Origin of the sequence: Streptomyces sp. NPDC090022 (assembly GCF_044748145.1) — a bacterium.
GTDB lineage: Bacteria > Actinomycetota > Actinomycetes > Streptomycetales > Streptomycetaceae > Streptomyces.
The window spans coordinates 83,845-102,107 of sequence record NZ_JBIVFN010000025.1 but is presented as its reverse complement, the minus strand read 5'-3'; the positions used below and the strand labels follow the sequence as shown (position 1 = coordinate 102,107).

Genomic DNA, 18,263 nt, shown 5'->3' with positions numbered 1-18,263 from the left:
TGGAATGGGCCGACGTGTTCGGGCTCTCCGTCCTCGCCGGCATCGGCTTCACCGTCGCCCTCCTCATCGGCGAACTCGCCTTCCCCGGCCAGGCCGTGACCGAACAGATCAAGGCCGCCGTCCTCATCGCCTCCGTCACCGCCGCCGCCCTCGCCGCCCTCCTCCTGCGCCGCCGCAACAAGGTGTACAAGCACCTCTACGAGGAAGAGACGCTGGACGCCGACGCCGACGGCATCCCCGACATCTACCAGCGCGAAGCCACCGCCGCAGAACGCTGATCGCTGTCGTGTACGTCAGTCGCCCGGGCGGTGCCAGGGGATCTCGGCCCATACCTGTTTGCCGCCGCTGAGCGGGACCGAGCCCCAGGCCGTCGTCATCGCCTCGACGATGAGCAGCCCTCGGCCGCCGGTCGATTCCCAGCTCACCGAGACCGGTTTGACGGGGCTGCGCGGCGAGGCGTCGTTCACGGCGATCCGCAGCCGGTCCGCCGACAGGGTCAGGTCCATCCCCACCTCGCCCTGCGTGTGCGCGATGGCGTTGGTGACCAGCTCGGACACGACCAGCAGAGCCGCGTCGACCTCCTCGACCAGTCCCCAGGTCCGCAGGGTGCGCGCGGTGAAGCGGCGGGCGTGCAGGACCGCGTCGGGCAGCCGCCACACCGTCCAGTGACTGCGCTTCGGCCGGTCCTGTGCGCCGTCGTAGCGCAGCAGCAACAGCGCCACGTCGTCGTCGCGTCGGCCCACGGTGACGACCAGCTCGTCGGCGACCCCTCCCACATCGACCGGGTTGGCCGCGGCGAGCACTTCGCGCACCCGCCGCATGCCCTGGTCCAGGGGCAGCCTGGCGGACTCGACCATGCCGTCCGTCAGCAGGGCGAGCAGGGTTCCGGGGACCAGCCCCGCCTCGGTCATGGGGAATTCCGCTTCCGCGAGCACGCCCAGCGGAGGCCCGCCCTCGACCGCCATCTCCTCGGTGACGCCGTCGGGATGGCGCAGTATCGGCGGCAGATGGCCCGCCCGTACGACCTTGGCGATGCCCTCCTCCATGTCCAGGTCCACGTACGCGCAGGTGGCGAAGAGGTCGGTCTCCATGCCGACGAGCAGCCGGTTGGCCCGCGCGACCACCACGTCGGCCGGATGGCGCTCCACCGCGTAGGCCCTGACCGCCGTACGGATCTGGCCCATGATGGTGGCCGCTCCCGTGCTGTGCCCCTGTACGTCCCCGATGACGAAGGCCACGTGACCGCCGCCGAGCGGAATGACGTCGTACCAGTCGCCGCCGACCTCGAGTCCCGCCGTCGCGGGAAGATAGCGGGCGACGGCGATCCCGCCCGGCAGCTCCGGGAGCTTACGGGGCAGCAGGCTGCGCTGGAGCATGGTGGCGAGTTCGTGGGCGGCGTCCAGTCCGTGGGCGCGGACCAGCGCCTGCCCCACCAGCCCCGCGGTCGCGGTCAGCAGCGACCGCTCCTCCGGCCCGAACCGGTGCTCGGCGTCCCACCCCACCAGGCACACTCCCACCATCCTGCCCTCGGCGGGCAGCGGCAGCACCGCGAGCCCGCCGGGACCGACGCCCAGCAGACCGCGCTCGAGGGGCGCGCCCGGCGGCCACAGGCTCATGTGCCCCTCACGCAGCGCGCTCTGCAGCGTGGGCAGATCGGCGAGCGACACGTCGGGCCACTCGGACCGCCAGTCCGAGCGCCAGACCTCGGGCCAGGCATCGGGCTCCGGCGGGTCGAGGGCGGTGACGATGAGCCGCTCCGGCTCCAGTTCACCGACCGCGATCCGGGAGGCGCCCAGCGGCTCGCGCAGCGCGGCGACCACCAGTCTGCTGACCTCCCGGACGGTCCTCGCTCCCACCAGCGTGGCCGACAGCCGCTGCACGAGGGAGACCTCATCGGCACTGGGCCGCAGATAGGCCGCGTCGGCCACGACCCCCAGGACGCGCCGCGGCGTGCCGTCGGAGTCCACCTCCACGCGGCAGCGCAGCCCCAGCCAGCGCAGCTCACCGTTCGGGCGGCGGATACGGAACGCGAGCTGCTGCCCGTCGCCGGCCAGCCGGTCCGGCTCCACGATCGCCATCAGCGCGGGCATGTCGTCGGGGACGGCTCGGGCGAGCAGGGTCTCCACCTGCCCGTCGAACTGCTCGGGGGGCAGACCGAGCAGTTCCAGCACGTGCGCGTGGGCCTCCATGCGGCCGGTGCTCAGTTCCAGGATGAAGGCGCCGCCCTGGTGCGGCACCAGGGGCTGTGCCAGGTGCACCTGCGGGGCTTTGCGTCCGGCGGAGCGAGCGGCGACCGATTCGAGTCCGGCGGCGACCTGGTCGGCGTACAGCTCCAGGAGGCTGCGGTCGTCGGCGCTGAAGCCGTCCTGGACCTCCCCGGCCACGATCAGACACCCGAGCTCCTGGTCGCCGTGTCCCAGGGGCAGCGCGCCCAGCGAGATCGTGGCCGGTGACTGGGGGTCACCGTCGCGGACCCGGGTGGGGACGTGGTGGGGATCCTCCTCGATGAACGTGGCGAGTTCCTTGGGAGTCAGCCACAGCGGGTCGCCGGAGCGGAAGGCGTTGGCGGCGGGCGAGTGGCCGCTCACGGCCAGGACCGCGGGCAGTCCGTAGAGAACGCCGCGGTTTCCGGTCAGCTCGGCCAGATGGAGCTCCCGGCCCTGGTCGGCGACCACATAGACAGCGGCGAGCTCAGCGCCGCAGAACGCGAAGCCGTCTCCGGTCACCGTCTGTATCGCCTCCTCCCGGCGACATCCCGCCCACCCGCTCTCCCTCCATGCTGTCCCGCCCGGGACCGTCCGGGCGAGTCGGAACGCCCGGCGACGTTCACCGCGCGCGTGGGGGCTCGGGATGATCGTCGGGCGGGTCGTCGTAGGACTCGGGCCGCGGCTCCATCCGGGCCACCATCTCCGTGAGCCGCACGCAGACCCGTTTGATCTCCTCGTACGTCTTGTCACGTTCGGTGATGACGGCCGCGAGGAGGAGGGCCGTCAGTGCCGTCGTGCCGTTGAAGGCCTGGAGCGTGACCATGTCGGCGAAGACGTCCTCGCCGGCGAAGGGGCCCGTGTCGGCGGCGGCCGCCAGAATCGCCAGCGTCGACACCGCGAGCGCGCACGGCGCCGCGCCGGGGAGCCGGAAGCGGAAGGCCGCCCAGACCAGGAACGGCGAGACGAGGAAGAGCAGGGTCGAGTCGGGCGTACGCGTGGCCAGGAGCGTGACGGAGACGGTGCCGACCGCCAGCGCGACCGCCTCGAACCAGCGGCCGGGCCCGGCCCGCGAAGGCCACCGGGCCTTGCGCAGGACGAGCAGGAAGGGTGTGACGACGAGGATGCCCATGGCGTCCCCGGTCCACCACACCGACCACGTCGGCCAGAAGTCGCTCGCGCCGACGGCACCGGAGAGGACCAGTGTGCCGGTGCCGATGGTCGAACTGATCACCATCCCGACGAGCGCGCCGAGGAACACCAGCGCCAGTACGTCCCGCAGCCGGTCCAGCTCGTTTCTGAACCCGGCTCCGCGCAGCATCAGGGCGGCGCAGACCGGCGCCAGGGTATTGCCCGCGGTGATGGCCAGGACGGAGATCAACGACGGCCCGAGGACCACGTTGACGAAGAACGCGCCCAGTGCGATGCCCGGCCAGACGCGCATCCCCAGCAGGAGCAGCCCGGCCAGCGCGACGCCCGTCGGCGGCCACAAGGGGGTGACCTGGTCGCGCACCAGCTGCAGCAGCAGGCCGACCTGCGCGGCTCCGTAGTAGACGGCGGCGACGGCGAGGATGCGCAGAGCGATGGACCCGTGACGACCCATCTCCGCGCTGCGCACGACAGCAGTCTGCACGCGCATCCCGCGACCGGCGACTCCGGCGGCCCCGGTGACTCCGTTGAGCCCGGTGGCCCCGGCGATGCGACGCCCCTCGGTCAGGCCGGCTCGTGCGGCCCGTCGTAGCGCAGGACGAGGACCGCGGCGTCGTCGCGGTGTCCCGTCAGGTCGGCCACCTTGACGACGGCGGAGGCCAGCGCCTCGGGATCGGCGTCGACCCCCGCGCGCGCCAGTTCGACCACCTCGGCCAGACCGGACTCCATCGGGTAGTGCGGGCCCTCCACCACTCCGTCGGTGAGCAGCACGAGAACCCCTGGCTCGGTCAGCCGCCGGTGGGTCACCGGATAGTGCTGACCGGTCACGATGCCGAGCGGAGGCCCGCCACGGTCGAGTGCCGTGCCGCATCGGCCCGCGGCCGTGGCCCAGACCATCGGGACGTGACCGGCCCGGGAGTCCGTCAGATCGCGGCTGACCGGGTCGAAACGCAGGAAACAGCAGGTCGCGAAGCGGCCACCGCCCATGGCGATCAGCAGGTCGTTGGCGCGGCCCAGCACCTCGCGGGTGTCGGTCGTCGCCTGGGCGAGGGCGCGCAGGCTCGTACGCACCTGCCCCATGAAGGCGGTGGCCTCCACATCGTGCCCCTGTACATCACCGATCGTGAGCGCCAGTGACCCGTCATGCATGACGAAGGCGTCGTACCAGTCGCCGCCCACGTCCAGACCGCCTCGTGACGGCGCGTACCGGGCGGCCAGGCGCAGCCCGGGCAACTCCGGCAGCCCGGGCGGGAGCATATGGCGCTGGAGCGCCATGGCCAGCTCGACCCTCGCCCGCTGGTACTCGACCCGTTCCAGGGCCTGGTCGACGAGCTGCCCGAGTGCGACCAGAAGGTCCTCGGCATGGTCGGACGGCTCGGGACGGTGTCCGCGCATCACGGCTCCTGGCTCTCCCACCGCCTTGTCACCTCACCCTAGCCGCCGCTGCCGCACGCCACCCGTCGGTCCGGTCCGGTCGATCGGTACTGTTCGTCGCGTCGACGACAGAGAGTGATGAGGCTGCCATGAGTGAACCGACGAAGCCCGAGGTCGAGGTTCCGGAGGGCGACCCTCCTGCCGAGCTGACCATCCGGGACCTGGCCGTCGGGGACGGGCCCGAGGTGAAACCGGGCATGGTGCTCAGGGTCCACTACGTCGGGGTGACCTTCGCGTCCGGGAAGGAGTTCGACGCCTCCTGGGACCGGGGCGAACCGTTCAAGTTCGCCCTGGGCGGTGGCCGGGTCATCAAGGGCTGGGACCGGGGGGTGAGGGGGATGAGGGTCGGCGGCCGGCGCGAGATCATCGTTCCCCCGCGCCTCGGCTACGGCGATCGGTCGCCCTCCCCGTTGATCCCGGCGGGCTCGACCCTGGTCTTCGTGGTGGATCTGCTGGACGCGTACTCCGGCACGGCCGGGTGGAGCCGCGGGGGCTCCGGCGGCACCGGCTGATCCCGCCCGGCAGCCGCAGGACCCGCCGCCGTGCCCGCCGCCGTGCCCGCCGCCGCCGTGCCGCTCAGCGGCCGGCCGCGGGGTGCGGGCAGTCCGGCAGCGTCGGCCTGTCCCTGGTGCGTACGGCGGGGAGCCAGACCGCGGGCGGCGGGGAGCCCGACGGGAGGCGGACCCGGTACCAGTGGGTGGACCGTACGTCCTCCTCGTCGATGATGGGCTCGCCGCCGGCGAACCGGCAGTCGGCGATCAGGACGTCCCCGTGCCACACCCTGGTCTCCACCACGTTGTCCGCCGTGTACGGCCGGGCCGGGTCGATGGCCAGGCCCAGGCTGCACCGCCGGTCCCGGTCGGCCCGCTCCCGGCAGCCGCGCTCGGCGTTGAACACCCGTACCGCACCGGCCGTCGCGCCCGCACGGTCCGGCGGCGCGGACGGGCCCGTCCCTACCGCGTCCGAGCAGAGGGTCGCGCCGGCGATCCCGCACAGCGCGGTGGCGAGGACGGCGGCGCGGCCCCGGCTCCGCAGCCGCCCCGCCCCGGACCCGGTCCCCGGCCCCGCCCCGGGCCGCTCCTCGTGGGCGGTGATCCGGGCGAGCAGGCTCTCCGCGGTGTGCGGGGCGCGGGTCTCGTGGTCCGGGGCGAGGCAGTCGGCGGCGAGGGCCCGCCAGAACGCCGGGATCTCGGGGTCCATCCGCAGCGGGGCACGCCCCTGGCCGTACGCCTGGACCGAGGCACCCCGCGCCATGGGAGTGGCGCCGGGGAACGGTGAGCCGCCCGACGCGAACACCTCGTGGACGACGATGCCCAGGGCCCAGATGTCGGCGGTCGGCCTGACCCGTACGCCCAGTTCGCCGAGCGGCGCCCGCCAGCGCTCGGGCGGGAGGTAGTCCAAGGTGCCCATGGGCGGGGCGTACCCGTGCGTGCCCGTGAGTTCGGTGGCGAGGCCGAAGTCCGAGAGCTTCACGGAGCCGTCCCTGCCCAGCAGGACGTTCTCGGGCTTGAGGTCGGCGTGGACCCAGCCCGAGCGGTGCAGATGGGCGAGGCCCTCGCAGATGCCCGCGATCAGCCGGCCGCGGTCGGCCTCGGGCACCCCGGCGTCCAGGAACTCCCGGAGACTGCCGGCGGCCCGCTCCATGACCAGGACGATCGCGCCCTCCAGCGCCGGGTGGCCGGGCGCGGCGAGCACGAACGACTCCACGAGACCGATCAGCCGGGGATGCCCGGCCCTGCGCCCGAGTTCGACCTCGCGGCGGGCGGACTCCACGATCCTGCGCGTCTGCAGCGGCGCGAGCCCGGCCGTCGGCATGATCTTGATCGCCACGTCGGTGGGGCGGCCGGAGGAGCTGCTCGCCGGCCGCGCCGCGTACACCGTGGACCAGCCTCCGGCGCCGATCAGCTCGGTCACCTCCCAGTCCCCCACCGGGAAGCCGGGCGGGAGCAGCTCCGTCCGGTCGCACTCCGTGGTGTCTCCCGGGCTGTGCGGCCGTGTCATCGTGCGGCCTGCCGCTCCCGCCCGCCGGCCGCCGACAGGGGCGGCAGCAGCGCGAGGTGTTCCTCCCGTACGAGTCCGAAGCGCAGCGCGAGTCCGACGATCTCCTCCCGCTTGCCGTTGCGGCGGTCGCCCTTGCCGGGTTCGTGGGCGTCCTGGCCGCCGATGCGCAGCTTCTCCTCGGCGAGGTAGTCGATGTGCGAGCTGACCGCCCGCGCGGTCAGCGTGCCGCAGCCGGCGTGCCCCCTGAGCCGCTCGACGATCTGGGGCGTCGTGGGGACCGCCACCCGCGACTGGTCGCGCAGCCGCGGCTCGCAGAGCGCGACGAGCACCAGGAAGTAGGTGGCCGTCTCGTCCAGGGAGTACGCGGTGACCGTGCTGTTGCCCCAGGGGAGCCCCATGGCCTCCGGATCGAGATAGATGTGGTCGGGGGCGAACACCTGGAAGGAGACCGTGACGTCACCGCGGGTGGGCAGCACCACGCGGGAGAACTCGAAGGGGATGGGCGCCCCGACCCGGCGCGGCGGCACCCTCAGGTACTCGCCCGCTCCCTCCGGGTTCTCCACGAGATAGCTGTGGGTCGTGCTGTGGTTGGTCAGCTGCCAGTGGTCGTCGGTCACGCGGATCTCCCCGGCGAGCCGGGAGATCGCCGGGTCGGCGAGGATCAGCTCGACGGGGACCTTCGGGGAGCCCCGCCCGAAGCGGGCGACCTCGCCGGGGCCGAGCCGTAACGTCACCGCGTCACCGTGCGGTTCGGCGCCGTCGGCGCCACCGCTCCCCCGCGGCAGATGGACGACTACGCCGCTCACCGCTCCCCCCGTTCCCCCGCGTCGCCTGTCGGACGAGCGGAACGATACTCATCTCTCGGGGGAGTTCACCGGCTCACCTCGGCCAGATCGCCGAAACCGGTCCCCGGTGGCGGACGGCCCGCCGGGCGGGGGCGGGCCGGTCCGGCCGGTGAACTCACCGTGAGGCGTGGGGAGACGGGCCGCCGCCCGGTGTCCTGTCGAGCGCGGGTACCCGCGTGCGGGCCCGGCGTACGCGACGTCAAAAGCTCCGTCCACTTGGCGCGATCCGCACCTTCCTCAGAGCGCGGGGCTGCCCGCCACGAGCGGTGCGACCGCGCGGTCGCCGAAGGCCGCCCAGGGCCGCCAGCCGCCGCTCGGCCGCTCCTGGACGCGGGTCCGGATCAGGCCCGCGACGGTGACGGCGAAGACGTGCTGCCGCCCGGTGGAGTCGAGTGCGGACGTCGGTGTGGCCGCGAGCCGGAGGCCGGGCTCGCCGAACTCCCCTCCGGGCGCCCAGTCCCCGCCCGGGGTGATCTGCCAGCGGTGGCCGAGCCGGGCGCCGCCGGGCGACAGCGAGAACGCCTCGAGCCGGCCGTCGGCGTTGGCCGCGAACGCGGGGGCGGCGGCGGACCAGCCGAACAGCGGCTGCCACCCGGCCCAGCCGCCGCTCGGCACGGCCTGCCGCCGGGCGAAGGTGCCCACGCCCGACGGTCCGATCGCGGCGACGGTGAGCCGGCCGCTGCCGTCCCGGGCGACCCGGGGCGCGGCGCCCGCGGCGGTGCCGTACGGGTGCCATGCCGCGGTCCACGGGCCGCCGGGGGTCTCCTGCCAGCGGTGGCGGATCCCCGCGCCGCCGGGCGAGAGGACGAAGACCTCCAGCCTGCCGTCGGCGTTCGCCGCGACCACCGGTGGCGCGCCCGCCGCCCCGCCGAAGCCGGTCTCCCAGCCGTCCCAGGCCGGTGACCCCGCCGACCGCTGCCGCCGTCGCGCGACGGAGCCGCCGCCGGGGCTCAGCGCGAAGGCCTCCAGCCGGCCGTCGGCGTCGCGGGCCACGGCCGGTGCCGCGCCGGCGGGGCCGCCGAACTCCTCCCACTCGTACCAGCCGCCGTCCGGCCGTTGCGCCCGGTGGTGCAGGTTGACGCCGCCCGGGGCGAGCGAGAACACCTCCAGCCTGCCGTCGGTGGTGCGGCCGAGCGTGGGCACCGCCCCGGCCGGCCCGCCGAACGGTTCCCACGGCGACCAGCTGTCGGTGTACGGGTCGGTCTGGACGCGCCGCAGCATCGAGCGGTCGGCGGCGTCGAGCGCGAACACCGTGAGGCGGCCGTGGACGTCGAGGCCGGCCACCGGGTTGTCGGGGCTCTGCCACGGTGGTGGTGTGTCGCGCCAGTGCAGGGGTGCCAGGTACAGCCCGTGCCGGAACCAGCCGGCGGCACTGGCGTACCAGGTGTCCCCGTCGCGGACCACCTCGACGGCGTGACCGGCCACATGGCCCGCGTAGCCGCCGAGTTCGAAGTGGAAGGGGTCGCGGGAGGCCAGCACGTCCGTGCCTTCGTAGCCGCCGCGCGGGCCGACGAACAGGTAGTACCAGCCGTCGCGTTCGACGACGTACGGCGACTCGGTGACCGAGACGGTCGCGTCCGTGCTCGCGTCGGCGAACGCGACGCCCGGCTCGCTCCAGTTCAGCAGGTCCGCAGAGCGCCGGTACGCCACGACGTGGTGCCCACTTGGTCCCGACAGCTCGGTGTAGTACATGACCCACTCGCCGCCGATCCGCACGACCATCGGATCCCGCGCCGCGAGACCCCGGAACAGCGGGCCCGACGGCTCGCGGGTCCAGGTGAACAGGTCGGTCGACGTGGCGAGGTTGACGGCCGCACCGCTCGCGCCGCCCGCGGCGTAGAACATCCAGTACCTGCCGCCGGACTCGACGACGTGCGGCGCCCACAGGTGCTCCTCGCCGAAGTACGACGGGTCGACGGTGAGCGCGTCGGCGTGGCTGGTCCACGGCCCGTCCGGGCTCGGCGCGGAGGCGTGGGCGAAGGTGATCTCCTCGGCGCTGTCCGGGGATTCGCCGCGCGGGGCGCTGTCGCCGACGATGCCGAACAGGTGCCAGCGCCCCCGGGCCCGCACCAGGGTGTGGTCGTTGAGATAGCGCGGGCCGGTGGCGGTGGAGGGGTCGTGGACGTACGCGAAGGGGCCCGCGCCAACCCAGCGGGCGGGCGGGGCGTCCCCGGCGGACGTGGCGTGGGCCGGGCCGGCGGCCGCGCCCAGGAGCGGGAGCGCGGCCGCGCCGGCAGCGCCGACCGCGCCGCGCAACAGGCTTCGTCGGCTGATCGCGGGCATGGGTCCTCCGGACGTGCCGCGCGGCCGGCCGTGTCGCAGGGGCACGGCCGGCCACGGGTGGTGGTGGGGGGCGGGGCGGGGACGGTCAGTCGGGGAGGGCGGGACCGGCGCTGTCGTTGACCCAGATCCAGTCGGCCCAGGTGGCGAAGCCGGTCTGCCAGGTGTGGAAGGTGCCGCCGGGGTTGGTGCCGAAGACCTCGATACGGCCGTCGGCGTTGGAGGCTGCGGTGACCTCGGTGCCGCCGGTGCCGAAGGCGGCCCACTGGCTGTAGGGGGCGTTGAGGCCGGTCTGCCAGATGTGCATGGCGGTCGTGCCGTTCATGGCGAAGACCTCGACGCGGCCGTCCGGGGTGCGTTCGCTGGTGAGCTGCGCGTTGGCGGGGCCGCCGCCGGTGCCTTCCCACTCGGACCAACCGGCCGGACCCGTCTGGTATTTGTGGAAGACGCCGACCGGGCCCGAGGCGAAGACCTCCAGCCGGCCGTCGGCGTTGTGGTCCACGGTCAGGTCGTGGCCGCCCTCTCCGAAGGCGCCCCACGCCGACCAGCCGCCGTTGGGGGCGGTCTGGTACTTGTGCTCGAAGGTGGCGCCGTTGAGGGCGAAGACCTCCAGGCGGCCGTCGGGCGCCTTCCCCATCTCCACCCGGCTGTCGGCGGGGCCGCCGCCCGTGGGCTCCCACTCCGACCAGCCGCCGTTCGGGGCGAGCTGGTAGCGGTGGAAGAGCCCGACGGGTCCGGACGCGTAGACCTCGATACGGCCGTCGGCGTTGACTCCGGCCGCGGTGTCGCGGCCACCGCCGCCGAAGGTCTCCCAGTTCGACCAGCCCCCGGACGGACTCAGCTGCCAGCGGTGCTGGAAGGTGCTGCCGTTGAGGGCCAGCAGCTCCAGGCGGCCGTCGGCGTTGGGCGCGATGGCGAGCTGGGCGTTGCCGGGGCCGCCGAGGGATTCCCAGGACGACCAGTCGCCGTTGACCCGCTGCTGCCAGGCGTGGTGGATGCCGTCGGCCGCGGCGGCGAACACCTCCAGACGTCCGTCGGCCGACCGCGCCGACACGACCCGGCCCGACTCCGCCGGATAGACCAACGGCCTGGGCTGCGGACCGGTGCCCGGCGTGCAGGGCAGCACGATGCCGCGCTCCGCGAGGTGGACCTCGGGGTCGACGCCCCACGAGGCCGACCGGTCGCCCCAGATCCGCAGATGGAGGTGGGGGCCGGTGGACTGCCCCTCGGAGCCCATCAGCGCGATCTGCTGGCCGGCCACGACGCGGTCGCCCTCGAAGACGTCCCGGCGGGTCATGTGCCCGTACTCGGAGATCCTCCCGTCGGCGTGCTGGACCCGGATCCACTGGCCGTAGCCGGGCTCGTGACCGGAGATGGTCACCTCGCCGTCGCCGACGGCGTGGATCGGTGTCCCGACGACGTTGGCGATGTCCACGCCGTTGTGGCCGCTGTGGTAGTGCTGGGTCACGGTACCGGCGGCCGGGCAGGCCGCCCCGGAACCGGCGGCTCCGACGGCGCTCGCGGGCGCGTGGGCCGGAGCGGCGGTCGCGGCCGGGGCCGGTGTCGTCGGGAGCAGCAGGGCGGCGGTCGCCGCGAGTACACAGGTCAGTGCGCGTCGGGAGAGTCCACGGAACACGGGACGCTCCTCCTCTCGGCGGTCTCGGGGCGGGTGGGACGGGATCGCGGTGCGTGCCGTACGGTCACGCCTTGCGCAGCCGGTCGATCACGCCGTCGATGTCGCGCACCAGCATGTCGTGGCGGACGAAGTGGCCGCCGGGCAGTTCGTGCCACTCGTGCGGGATGCCCGCGTGGCCCAGTGCGGCACGGAACTCCCGCTGTCCCGCCAGCACTTGGGTCTCGTTGGCCGTGTCGAACCAGCTGATGGGACTCGGGCTGGTGCCGGCGACCAGGAAGACGCGCTTGTGGCGGTAGCTCTCGATCCGCTGCATCGGGTTGTCGGCGTTCACCCGGGCCTCGTCCCAGAACGGCGCGCCGTAGACCGTACCGCCGGCCAGGTCCAGGCCGGCGGAGGTGGCGTTGGCCCAGTGGACCACGAGGCCGTTGTCCCGGCGCAGGCTGGCCGGGCCGGAGTGGGAGCTCACCGAGGCGAAGTGCCCCCAGTACTTCGCGGCGTACTTCAGCGCGCCGAATCCGCCCATCGAGAAGCCGGACACGGCACGGCCGTCGTACTCGGGATAGGTGCGGAAGTTCGCGTCGATCCACGGGATCAGCTGCTCGATGTGGAACGTCTCCCAGTTGCGCGGGCCGACGTTGGAGCTCACGGGGTTGGAGTACCAGCCGGCGCGGCCGCCGTCGGGCATGACGACGATGAGCCGCTTGCCCGCGGTCCAGTCGCGGATGCGCTCGCGGTCGAAGGTGATGAAGTCCTGGCCGTTGCCGCCTCCGTGGAAGAGGTAGAGCACGGGATAGGTGCGCCCGCTCCAGTGGTAGTCGTCCGGGAGGAGCACGTTGACGGCGGGGTTCCAGCCGATCGCGTTCGTCTGGAACCGGTAGTACCACATACGGGGGTCGGCCTCGCCGCGCTCCACGATGCGCAGGCCGGAGCCGTCACCGACGGCGGCGGCGGAGGACGCGCCCGCGAGGACGCCTCCGGCGCCGAGGGCCAGAGCGGCCGAGAGGCCTCCGGCGGACTTCAGGATGCTCCTGCGGGTGGGCTGCTGCGCGCTCAACGTGTCCTCCTGGTCGGGAGTGCGGCGTGGTGCCCGGTGCGGCGGGAAACGGCCGTGGGAACGGGCGTGGGAACGGGCGTCTGGAAGGTAGCAACGCCAGCGCGCGGGGGGACTCCGGAAGGTTACGGACTGACAGGCCGCGGGCACGTCGGCTAGGGCCTGGTGTGTCATCGGGATTTCATCGCTCCTCCCTAGCGTGTCCGCGTTCGGACCAAGACCCGTACCGCAGGGGAAGGACGGCTCGATGGCACGGAGGAGACGCGGAGCGAGGCTGCCGGTGGTGGTCCTGGCCGCCGTGGCGGTGATGAGCACGTTGGCGGCCACCGGATCGCGGGCCGGGGAGCCGGCCGCCGCCGAGCCGCGGCAGCCGCCGAAGGCGACGATCCGCTACACCGAGTACGGCATCCCGCACATCGTGGCCTCGGACTGGGAGGGGCTGGGCACGGGCTACGGGTACGCGGCGGCCAAGGACAACATCTGCACCCTGGCCGACACGTATCTGATGGTCGACGCCCAGCGGTCCCGCTTCATGGGGCCCGCGGGCAGGACGAGCCCCGGCCAGAACCAGAACACCACCACCAACCTCAACAGCGACGTGTACTTCCAGCGGCTCAAGGACGACCGGGTGGTGGAGCGGCTCCTGGCCCGGCCCGAACCCGACGGCCCCGCCCCGGAGGTGGTGGAGGGCATCCGCGGCTACGTCCAGGGATACAACCGGTACCTGGCCGAGACGGGCGTGGAGAACCTCTCCGACCCGGCCTGCCGCGGTGCGGCCTGGGTGCGGCCCATCACGGAGCTGGACGTCTACCGGCACGCCCATGCCGAGATCATCATGGGCAGCGCCGACGCACTGCTGGACGGCATCGTGAACGCGGCGCCCCCGGGCGCGTCGGCCGCCGCCGCGCAGCCGGCGCCCTCACCCGCCGCGACCGCGGAGAAGATCCGTGACGCGATGGCCGTGAGCCGCGAGCAGAGCATGGGCAGCAACGCGCTGGCGGTCGGGTCGCAGGGGGTGTCCGGCGGCACGAGCATGCTGCTGGCCAACCCGCACTTCCCCTGGCAGGGCAAGAACCGCATGTGGCAGAGCCAGCTGACGATCCCGGGCAAGGTCAACGTCTCCGGGGCCAGCCTGCTGGGGCTCCCCGCGATCAACATCGGCTACAACGAGAACGTCGCCTGGAGCCACACGGTCGCCACCGTCGCCCCGTTCGGGCTCTTCGACGTACAGGTGGATCCGCTGAATCCCACCATGTACCTGGTGGACGGCGCCTGGGAGCGGATGACCTCGCAAGCGGTCACCGTCGACGTGCGCAACGCCGACGGCAGCCTCTCCCAGGTCACCAGGACCTTGTGGTCCACCCGCTACGGGCCGGTCACCACCTCCATGCAGGGCGTTCCCCTGCCCTGGGTGGTCAGCGCGCACGCGGTGCGCGACGTGAACATGCACAACCTGCGCGCGTTGAACACCTGGTTCCGCCTCGACCAGGCCCGGGACGTCCACGAGGTCGTCGACACGCTGGAGAGCACGCAGGGCGTGCCCTTCTTCAACACCGTCGCCTCCGATCGCCAGGGCAACGCCCTGTACGCGGACATCCAGGCGACCCCGAACATCACCGACGAGCACGCCCGGTCGTGTCTCACGGAGACCGGCAAGCTGCTGTTCCACCAGACGCTGCGGCTGCCGACCGTCCCGCCGATCTCCGTCCTCGACGGCAAGCGCAGCGCGTGCGACTGGCCCGCCGACCCGAACGCGGTCGCGCCGGGACTCCTCGACCCGAAGAAGCAACCGCGGCTGATCCGCACCGACTTCGTGGGCAACGCCAACGACAGCGCCTGGCTGGCCAACCCCGAGCAGCCGCTGGCCTTCCCCCGGGTGATGGGCGACAGCGGGGCGCCGCGCTCCCTGCGCACCCAGGAGCTCATCCTGACCGCGCAGCGCCGTATCAACGGCACCGACGGGCTGCCGGGCAGGGGCTTCACCCCGGAGACCATGGGGCAGTTGCTGTTCGCCGACAACAGCAGGGCGGCCGACCTGGCCCTGGGCGCCACGGTGTCGATGTGCCGGAGCGTCCCCTTCGGGCTGATCCTGGTGGACGGCAATCTCGTCAATGTGAGCGAGGCGTGTCCGATCCTGGCCGCCTGGACGAGTCACGACTACACGTCGGACAGCAGGGGGTCGTGGCTGTTCGCGCACTACTGGTCCTTCCTGCAGGGCGGTCAGGGGATCGAGAAGCTGCCGTGGCGGGTTCCCTTCGACCCCAGGGACCCGGTGCACACGCCGAATTCGCTGGATTCCGGGAGTTCGGCCGTCCGGGACGCGTTCGGCCGGGCCGTTCTCGCGCTGCGCAAGGCGGGCGTTCCGCTGAACGCCCGGCTGTCGGACGTGCAGAAGGTCAGCCGCGGTGGCGAACAGATCCCGATCCACGGCGCGATCGGCCAGCTGGGCGTGCTGAACGTGATCACTCCGGGTCAGGTCGACGGAAAGTTCGACATCGTGTACGGGTCGAGCTTCGTCCAGCAGGTCCGGTTCACCGCCGACGGCCCGCCCCAGGCCCTGTCGGTCATGGCCTACTCCCAGTCGGCCGACCCGAATTCACCGCACTACGCCGACCAGACGAAGCTGTTCTCGGCCGGCGCGTGGGTGACCGAGCGATTCACCGAGGAACAGATCGCGGCGTCACCGCACCTGCGGATCAAGGTCCTGGACTGACAGTTCCGCAGGGCGAACGGAAAGAACACCCGAGAGATCAGGAAGGAGAACACGATGAGGGGACGGATGAAAGGGTGGCGCGTGGGCGCGGCCTGGATGCTCGCCGCCGTGGCGGCCTTGGTCGCGCCTGCGGGTGCGGTACGGGCCGCCGACGGCGGCACCGCGCCGCCGCCGATGGCGAACGGCTTCGGGCTGACCCAGGTCGGCCCCGCGAAGGGCAACTCCCTCAACTTCCACCTCACGGTGACCACGCCCGAGGTCGCCGGTGAGCAGCACATCAAGATCATCCTGCCGAGCGGCTACTACGACGACCCGGGCAGGCGCTATCCGGTGATGTACTTCCTGCACGGCTCACCCGACGACCCGGTCCAGCAGAACTACCCGGCGCTGTCCATGTCGAACTCCATGATCACCGTCATTCCGGACGGCGGTGCCCGCGGCTGGTACGCGAACTGGCTCAACCAGCGGACGGCGGCAGGCGCCCAGAACTGGGAGAACTTCCACCTCAAGCAGGTGATCCCGTTCATCGACGCCAACCTGCGGACGGTCGCCACCAAGAAGGCGCGGGCCGTGGCCGGCGTCTCCATGGGCGGCTTCGGGGCCCTGCGCTACGCCCAGGCCCGCCCCGACCTGTTCAGCCAGACCGCCTCCCTGTCCGGCGACATCGACCTGTCGGTCAGGTCCATGGACCTGCGGCTGGCCGTCGTCGCCTCGCTCATCGACGCGCAGGGCGCCATCTGCGGCTCGGCGTCCGGTGTCTGCGACCCCAAGGACTCCCCGTACAAGCCGGGCGTGGACAGTGACGCCGCGTTCGGCTCGCCGTACCCGGTGTTCAACGCCGACTGGCGGTGGAACGAGGTCGACCCGTCGCAGCACATGGACCGGCTCAAGGCCGGCGGTGTCGGTGTCTCCGTGTACGTCGGCAACGGCGGCGGCTCGCCCGCCGACATCGAATTCTGGCTCGAGGGAGCGGCCAAGCACGTCAGGAACGCGATGGACGCCCAGGGCATGTCGTACCACTACGTCAACTACGGCGACGGTGCCGGCTGGGGCACCCAGTGCAACGGCGGCCACAACGGCGGCTGTTGGGAGGAGTCCCTGCGGGACCTGATCCCCAGGCTGGAGCGGGCGTTCGCCTCCTGACCCGGATCCGCCCCCGGCGGTACGGGCCCGGCCCGTGCCCCGGCGACGAGCGCACTGCCGTCGCCGGGGCACGGGCCGTATCCGTGCGGGGCCTAGTTGATCGCGGGGCCGGAGTCGTTCAGCCAGCCCCATTCCGACCAGGTGGCGAAGCCGGTCTGCCACCGGTGGTAGACGCCGGCGTGGCTGGTGCCGAACACCTCGATGCGGCCGTCGGCGTTGTTGCCCGCACCGATCGTCGTGCCACCGCCACCGAACGTCTCCCACTGCGCGTACGCCGCGTTCGGGCCGGTCTGCCAGGCGTGGCTCGCGGTGGTGGCGTTGATCGCGAACACCTCGACCCGGCCGTCCACCGACCGCGCGGTGGTCAGCTCGGCGTCGGGGATCCCGTCGGTGCCCGTCCACGCGGACCACGAGGTCGGGCCGGTCTGCCAGCGGTGGAACACACCGGTGGCGTTCGACGCGAACACCTCGAGCCGGCCGTCCTGGTTGTGGCTGACGGCGACGGCCTTTCCGCCGGCGCCGAAGTCCTCCCACGCGGACCAGCCGCCGTTGACGCCGGTCTGGTACAGGTGCCCGAACGTCGCGTCCGACAGCGCGAACACCTCGAGCCGGCCGTCCGGCGCGTTCTCCATGGCGAGGCGGGCGTTGGCCGGGCCGCCGCCGGTGCCCTCCCAGCCGGCCCAGCCGCCGCTGGGGGCGTTCTGCCAGCGGTGGAACACACCGCTCGCGTTGGAGGCGAACACCTCGATACGGCCGTCGGCGTTGGTGCCCGCCGCCACCCGGTACCCTCCGGTGCCGAAGTTCGCCCAGGCGGACCACCCCGCGCTGGGCCCGGTCTGCCACATGTGGTCGAACGTGCTGTCCGACAGCGCGAACAGCTCCAGCCGGCCGTCCGCGTTGGACGCCACCGCCAGCTGCGCGTTGCGCGGACCCCCCGCGAAGCGCCACGGCGACCAGGCGCCGTTCACCGCGGTCTGCCATGCGTGGTACACGCCGTCGGGACCGGCGGCGAAGGCTTCGAGGCGGCCGTCCGCCGACCGTCCGGCGACCACCCGGCCCGAGGCGTACGGGTGCTTCGGCCCGCCGCTCGTCCCGGCCCACAGCGCGTTGGCCAGCAGCGCCGCGTCGCCGGCTTCGATGCCGTACAGGTGGCGCAGGTCCTCGCGCGGCCGCTGGACGTTCCAGGCGACGTAGCCGATCTCGTGGTCGTTCCAGGAGCCGCCGGGGAACTGCTGCTCCATCGCGTCGAGGAAGGCGTTGGTGGCGTAGGTCGGGTTCAGCCGCTGCTCGCGGGTGCCCCACCAGTCCTGCTGCTGGAACAGTCCGAGGCTGGTGTGGTCGACGGCCGCGGAGTAGTTGTTCATGCTGGCCTCGACGATGATCGTGGCGATGGAGATCGTCGCGGCCCTCGGGCTCAGCCCGCGGTCCTTCACCGCCTGCGTGACCATGCGGGCGCAGGAGATCTTGTACGCGTCGAGATAGCCGGCCATCTTCGCGTTCAGCTGCGGGTTGAGCTGGTCGGCCATGACGGCGTCGGTGGCTGACGGGCCGGCCGGATCACACGGGGCGGTGGGGATGGCCATGCCCCTCACCGTCCCCTCCGGACCCATGAAGTACCGGGAGACGCCGTACCGGTCGTCACCCGGTCCCGGTCCCCGTCCCGGGCCCGGTCCCGGGACGGGCACGGCGTGGGCGAGGCCGGCCGGGGCGGTCAGGCCTATGAGCAGGGCCCATAAGCCGGTGATGACGGCGAGTCTGGAGAGCATGCGGGACAAGCCTGTTCCTGCCATGGTGTGCCTCTCTGTCG

Annotated in this window: 13 protein-coding genes; 4 read left to right on the top strand and 9 right to left on the bottom strand. The window is 72.9% G+C overall.

What is annotated here, in order from left to right:
- The coding region (locus tag ACIPXB_RS30850; RefSeq protein ID WP_401455145.1) for a Na+/H+ antiporter NhaA at positions 1-278 on the top strand (278 nt) is incomplete at its 5' end.
- A gap of 15 nt (positions 279-293) precedes the next feature.
- On the opposite strand, the gene ACIPXB_RS30845 is transcribed toward ACIPXB_RS30850, so the two are convergent.
- The 3 genes from ACIPXB_RS30845 to ACIPXB_RS30835 all read right to left on the bottom strand — a co-directional run bounded on the left by ACIPXB_RS30845 (position 294) and on the right by ACIPXB_RS30835 (position 4,748).
- Positions 294-2,726: a SpoIIE family protein phosphatase gene (locus ACIPXB_RS30845; RefSeq protein ID WP_401455143.1), complete on the bottom strand. Its 2,433-nt coding sequence runs from the start codon at positions 2,724-2,726 to the stop codon at positions 294-296.
- Between the two features lie 100 nt (positions 2,727-2,826).
- The gene (locus ACIPXB_RS30840; RefSeq protein WP_401455141.1) at positions 2,827-3,822 is read right to left on the bottom strand and encodes an MASE1 domain-containing protein; all 996 of its coding nucleotides are present in this window, start codon (positions 3,820-3,822) and stop codon (positions 2,827-2,829) included.
- Between the two features lie 95 nt (positions 3,823-3,917).
- A complete protein-coding gene (locus tag ACIPXB_RS30835) occupies positions 3,918-4,748 on the bottom strand; it encodes a PP2C family protein-serine/threonine phosphatase (RefSeq protein ID WP_401455139.1) in 831 nt (276 codons plus the stop codon).
- Between the two features lie 128 nt (positions 4,749-4,876).
- Between ACIPXB_RS30835 and ACIPXB_RS30830 the strand changes: the two genes are divergently transcribed.
- Positions 4,877-5,299, top strand: a complete 423-nt coding sequence (locus ACIPXB_RS30830; protein ID WP_401455137.1) for an FKBP-type peptidyl-prolyl cis-trans isomerase — start codon at positions 4,877-4,879, stop codon at positions 5,297-5,299.
- A gap of 64 nt (positions 5,300-5,363) precedes the next feature.
- On the opposite strand, the gene ACIPXB_RS30825 is transcribed toward ACIPXB_RS30830, so the two are convergent.
- The 5 genes from ACIPXB_RS30825 to ACIPXB_RS30805 form a co-directional block, all read right to left on the bottom strand.
- Positions 5,364-6,788, bottom strand: a complete 1,425-nt coding sequence (locus tag ACIPXB_RS30825) for a serine/threonine-protein kinase (protein ID WP_401455136.1) — start codon at positions 6,786-6,788, stop codon at positions 5,364-5,366.
- Positions 6,785-7,594 carry a serine/threonine protein kinase gene (locus ACIPXB_RS30820; RefSeq protein ID WP_401455135.1) on the bottom strand — a complete coding sequence of 270 codons (810 nt, stop codon included), beginning with the start codon at positions 7,592-7,594 and terminating at the stop codon, positions 6,785-6,787. The genes ACIPXB_RS30825 and ACIPXB_RS30820 overlap by 4 nt, the downstream gene beginning before the upstream one ends.
- A 276-nt stretch (positions 7,595-7,870) precedes the next feature.
- Positions 7,871-9,916 carry a family 43 glycosylhydrolase gene (locus ACIPXB_RS30815; protein WP_401455134.1) on the bottom strand — a complete coding sequence of 682 codons (2,046 nt, stop codon included), beginning with the start codon at positions 9,914-9,916 and terminating at the stop codon, positions 7,871-7,873.
- Between the two features lie 85 nt (positions 9,917-10,001).
- Entirely contained in the window at positions 10,002-11,549 is a 1,548-nt protein-coding gene (locus ACIPXB_RS30810) for a peptidoglycan DD-metalloendopeptidase family protein (protein WP_401455133.1), read from the bottom strand.
- Positions 11,550-11,613: 64 nt separating this feature from the next.
- On the bottom strand, positions 11,614-12,603 hold the full coding sequence (locus ACIPXB_RS30805; RefSeq protein WP_401455132.1) for an alpha/beta hydrolase: 990 nt from the start codon (positions 12,601-12,603) through the stop codon (positions 11,614-11,616).
- A 244-nt stretch (positions 12,604-12,847) separates the two neighbouring features.
- Between ACIPXB_RS30805 and ACIPXB_RS30800 the strand changes: the two genes are divergently transcribed.
- Both ACIPXB_RS30800 and ACIPXB_RS30795 read left to right on the top strand, forming a co-directional pair.
- Positions 12,848-15,313, top strand: coding sequence for a penicillin acylase family protein (locus ACIPXB_RS30800; protein ID WP_401455129.1), 2,466 nt, complete (start codon positions 12,848-12,850; stop codon positions 15,311-15,313).
- A gap of 54 nt (positions 15,314-15,367) precedes the next feature.
- Positions 15,368-16,456 carry an alpha/beta hydrolase gene (locus ACIPXB_RS30795; protein WP_401455128.1) on the top strand — a complete coding sequence of 363 codons (1,089 nt, stop codon included), beginning with the start codon at positions 15,368-15,370 and terminating at the stop codon, positions 16,454-16,456.
- 92 nt (positions 16,457-16,548) lie between these two features.
- Here the strand turns inward: ACIPXB_RS30795 and ACIPXB_RS30790 are convergent, their stop codons facing one another.
- Positions 16,549-18,246, bottom strand: a complete 1,698-nt coding sequence (locus ACIPXB_RS30790; RefSeq protein ID WP_401455126.1) for a peptidase M23 — start codon at positions 18,244-18,246, stop codon at positions 16,549-16,551.
- Positions 18,247-18,263 lie beyond the last annotated feature (17 nt).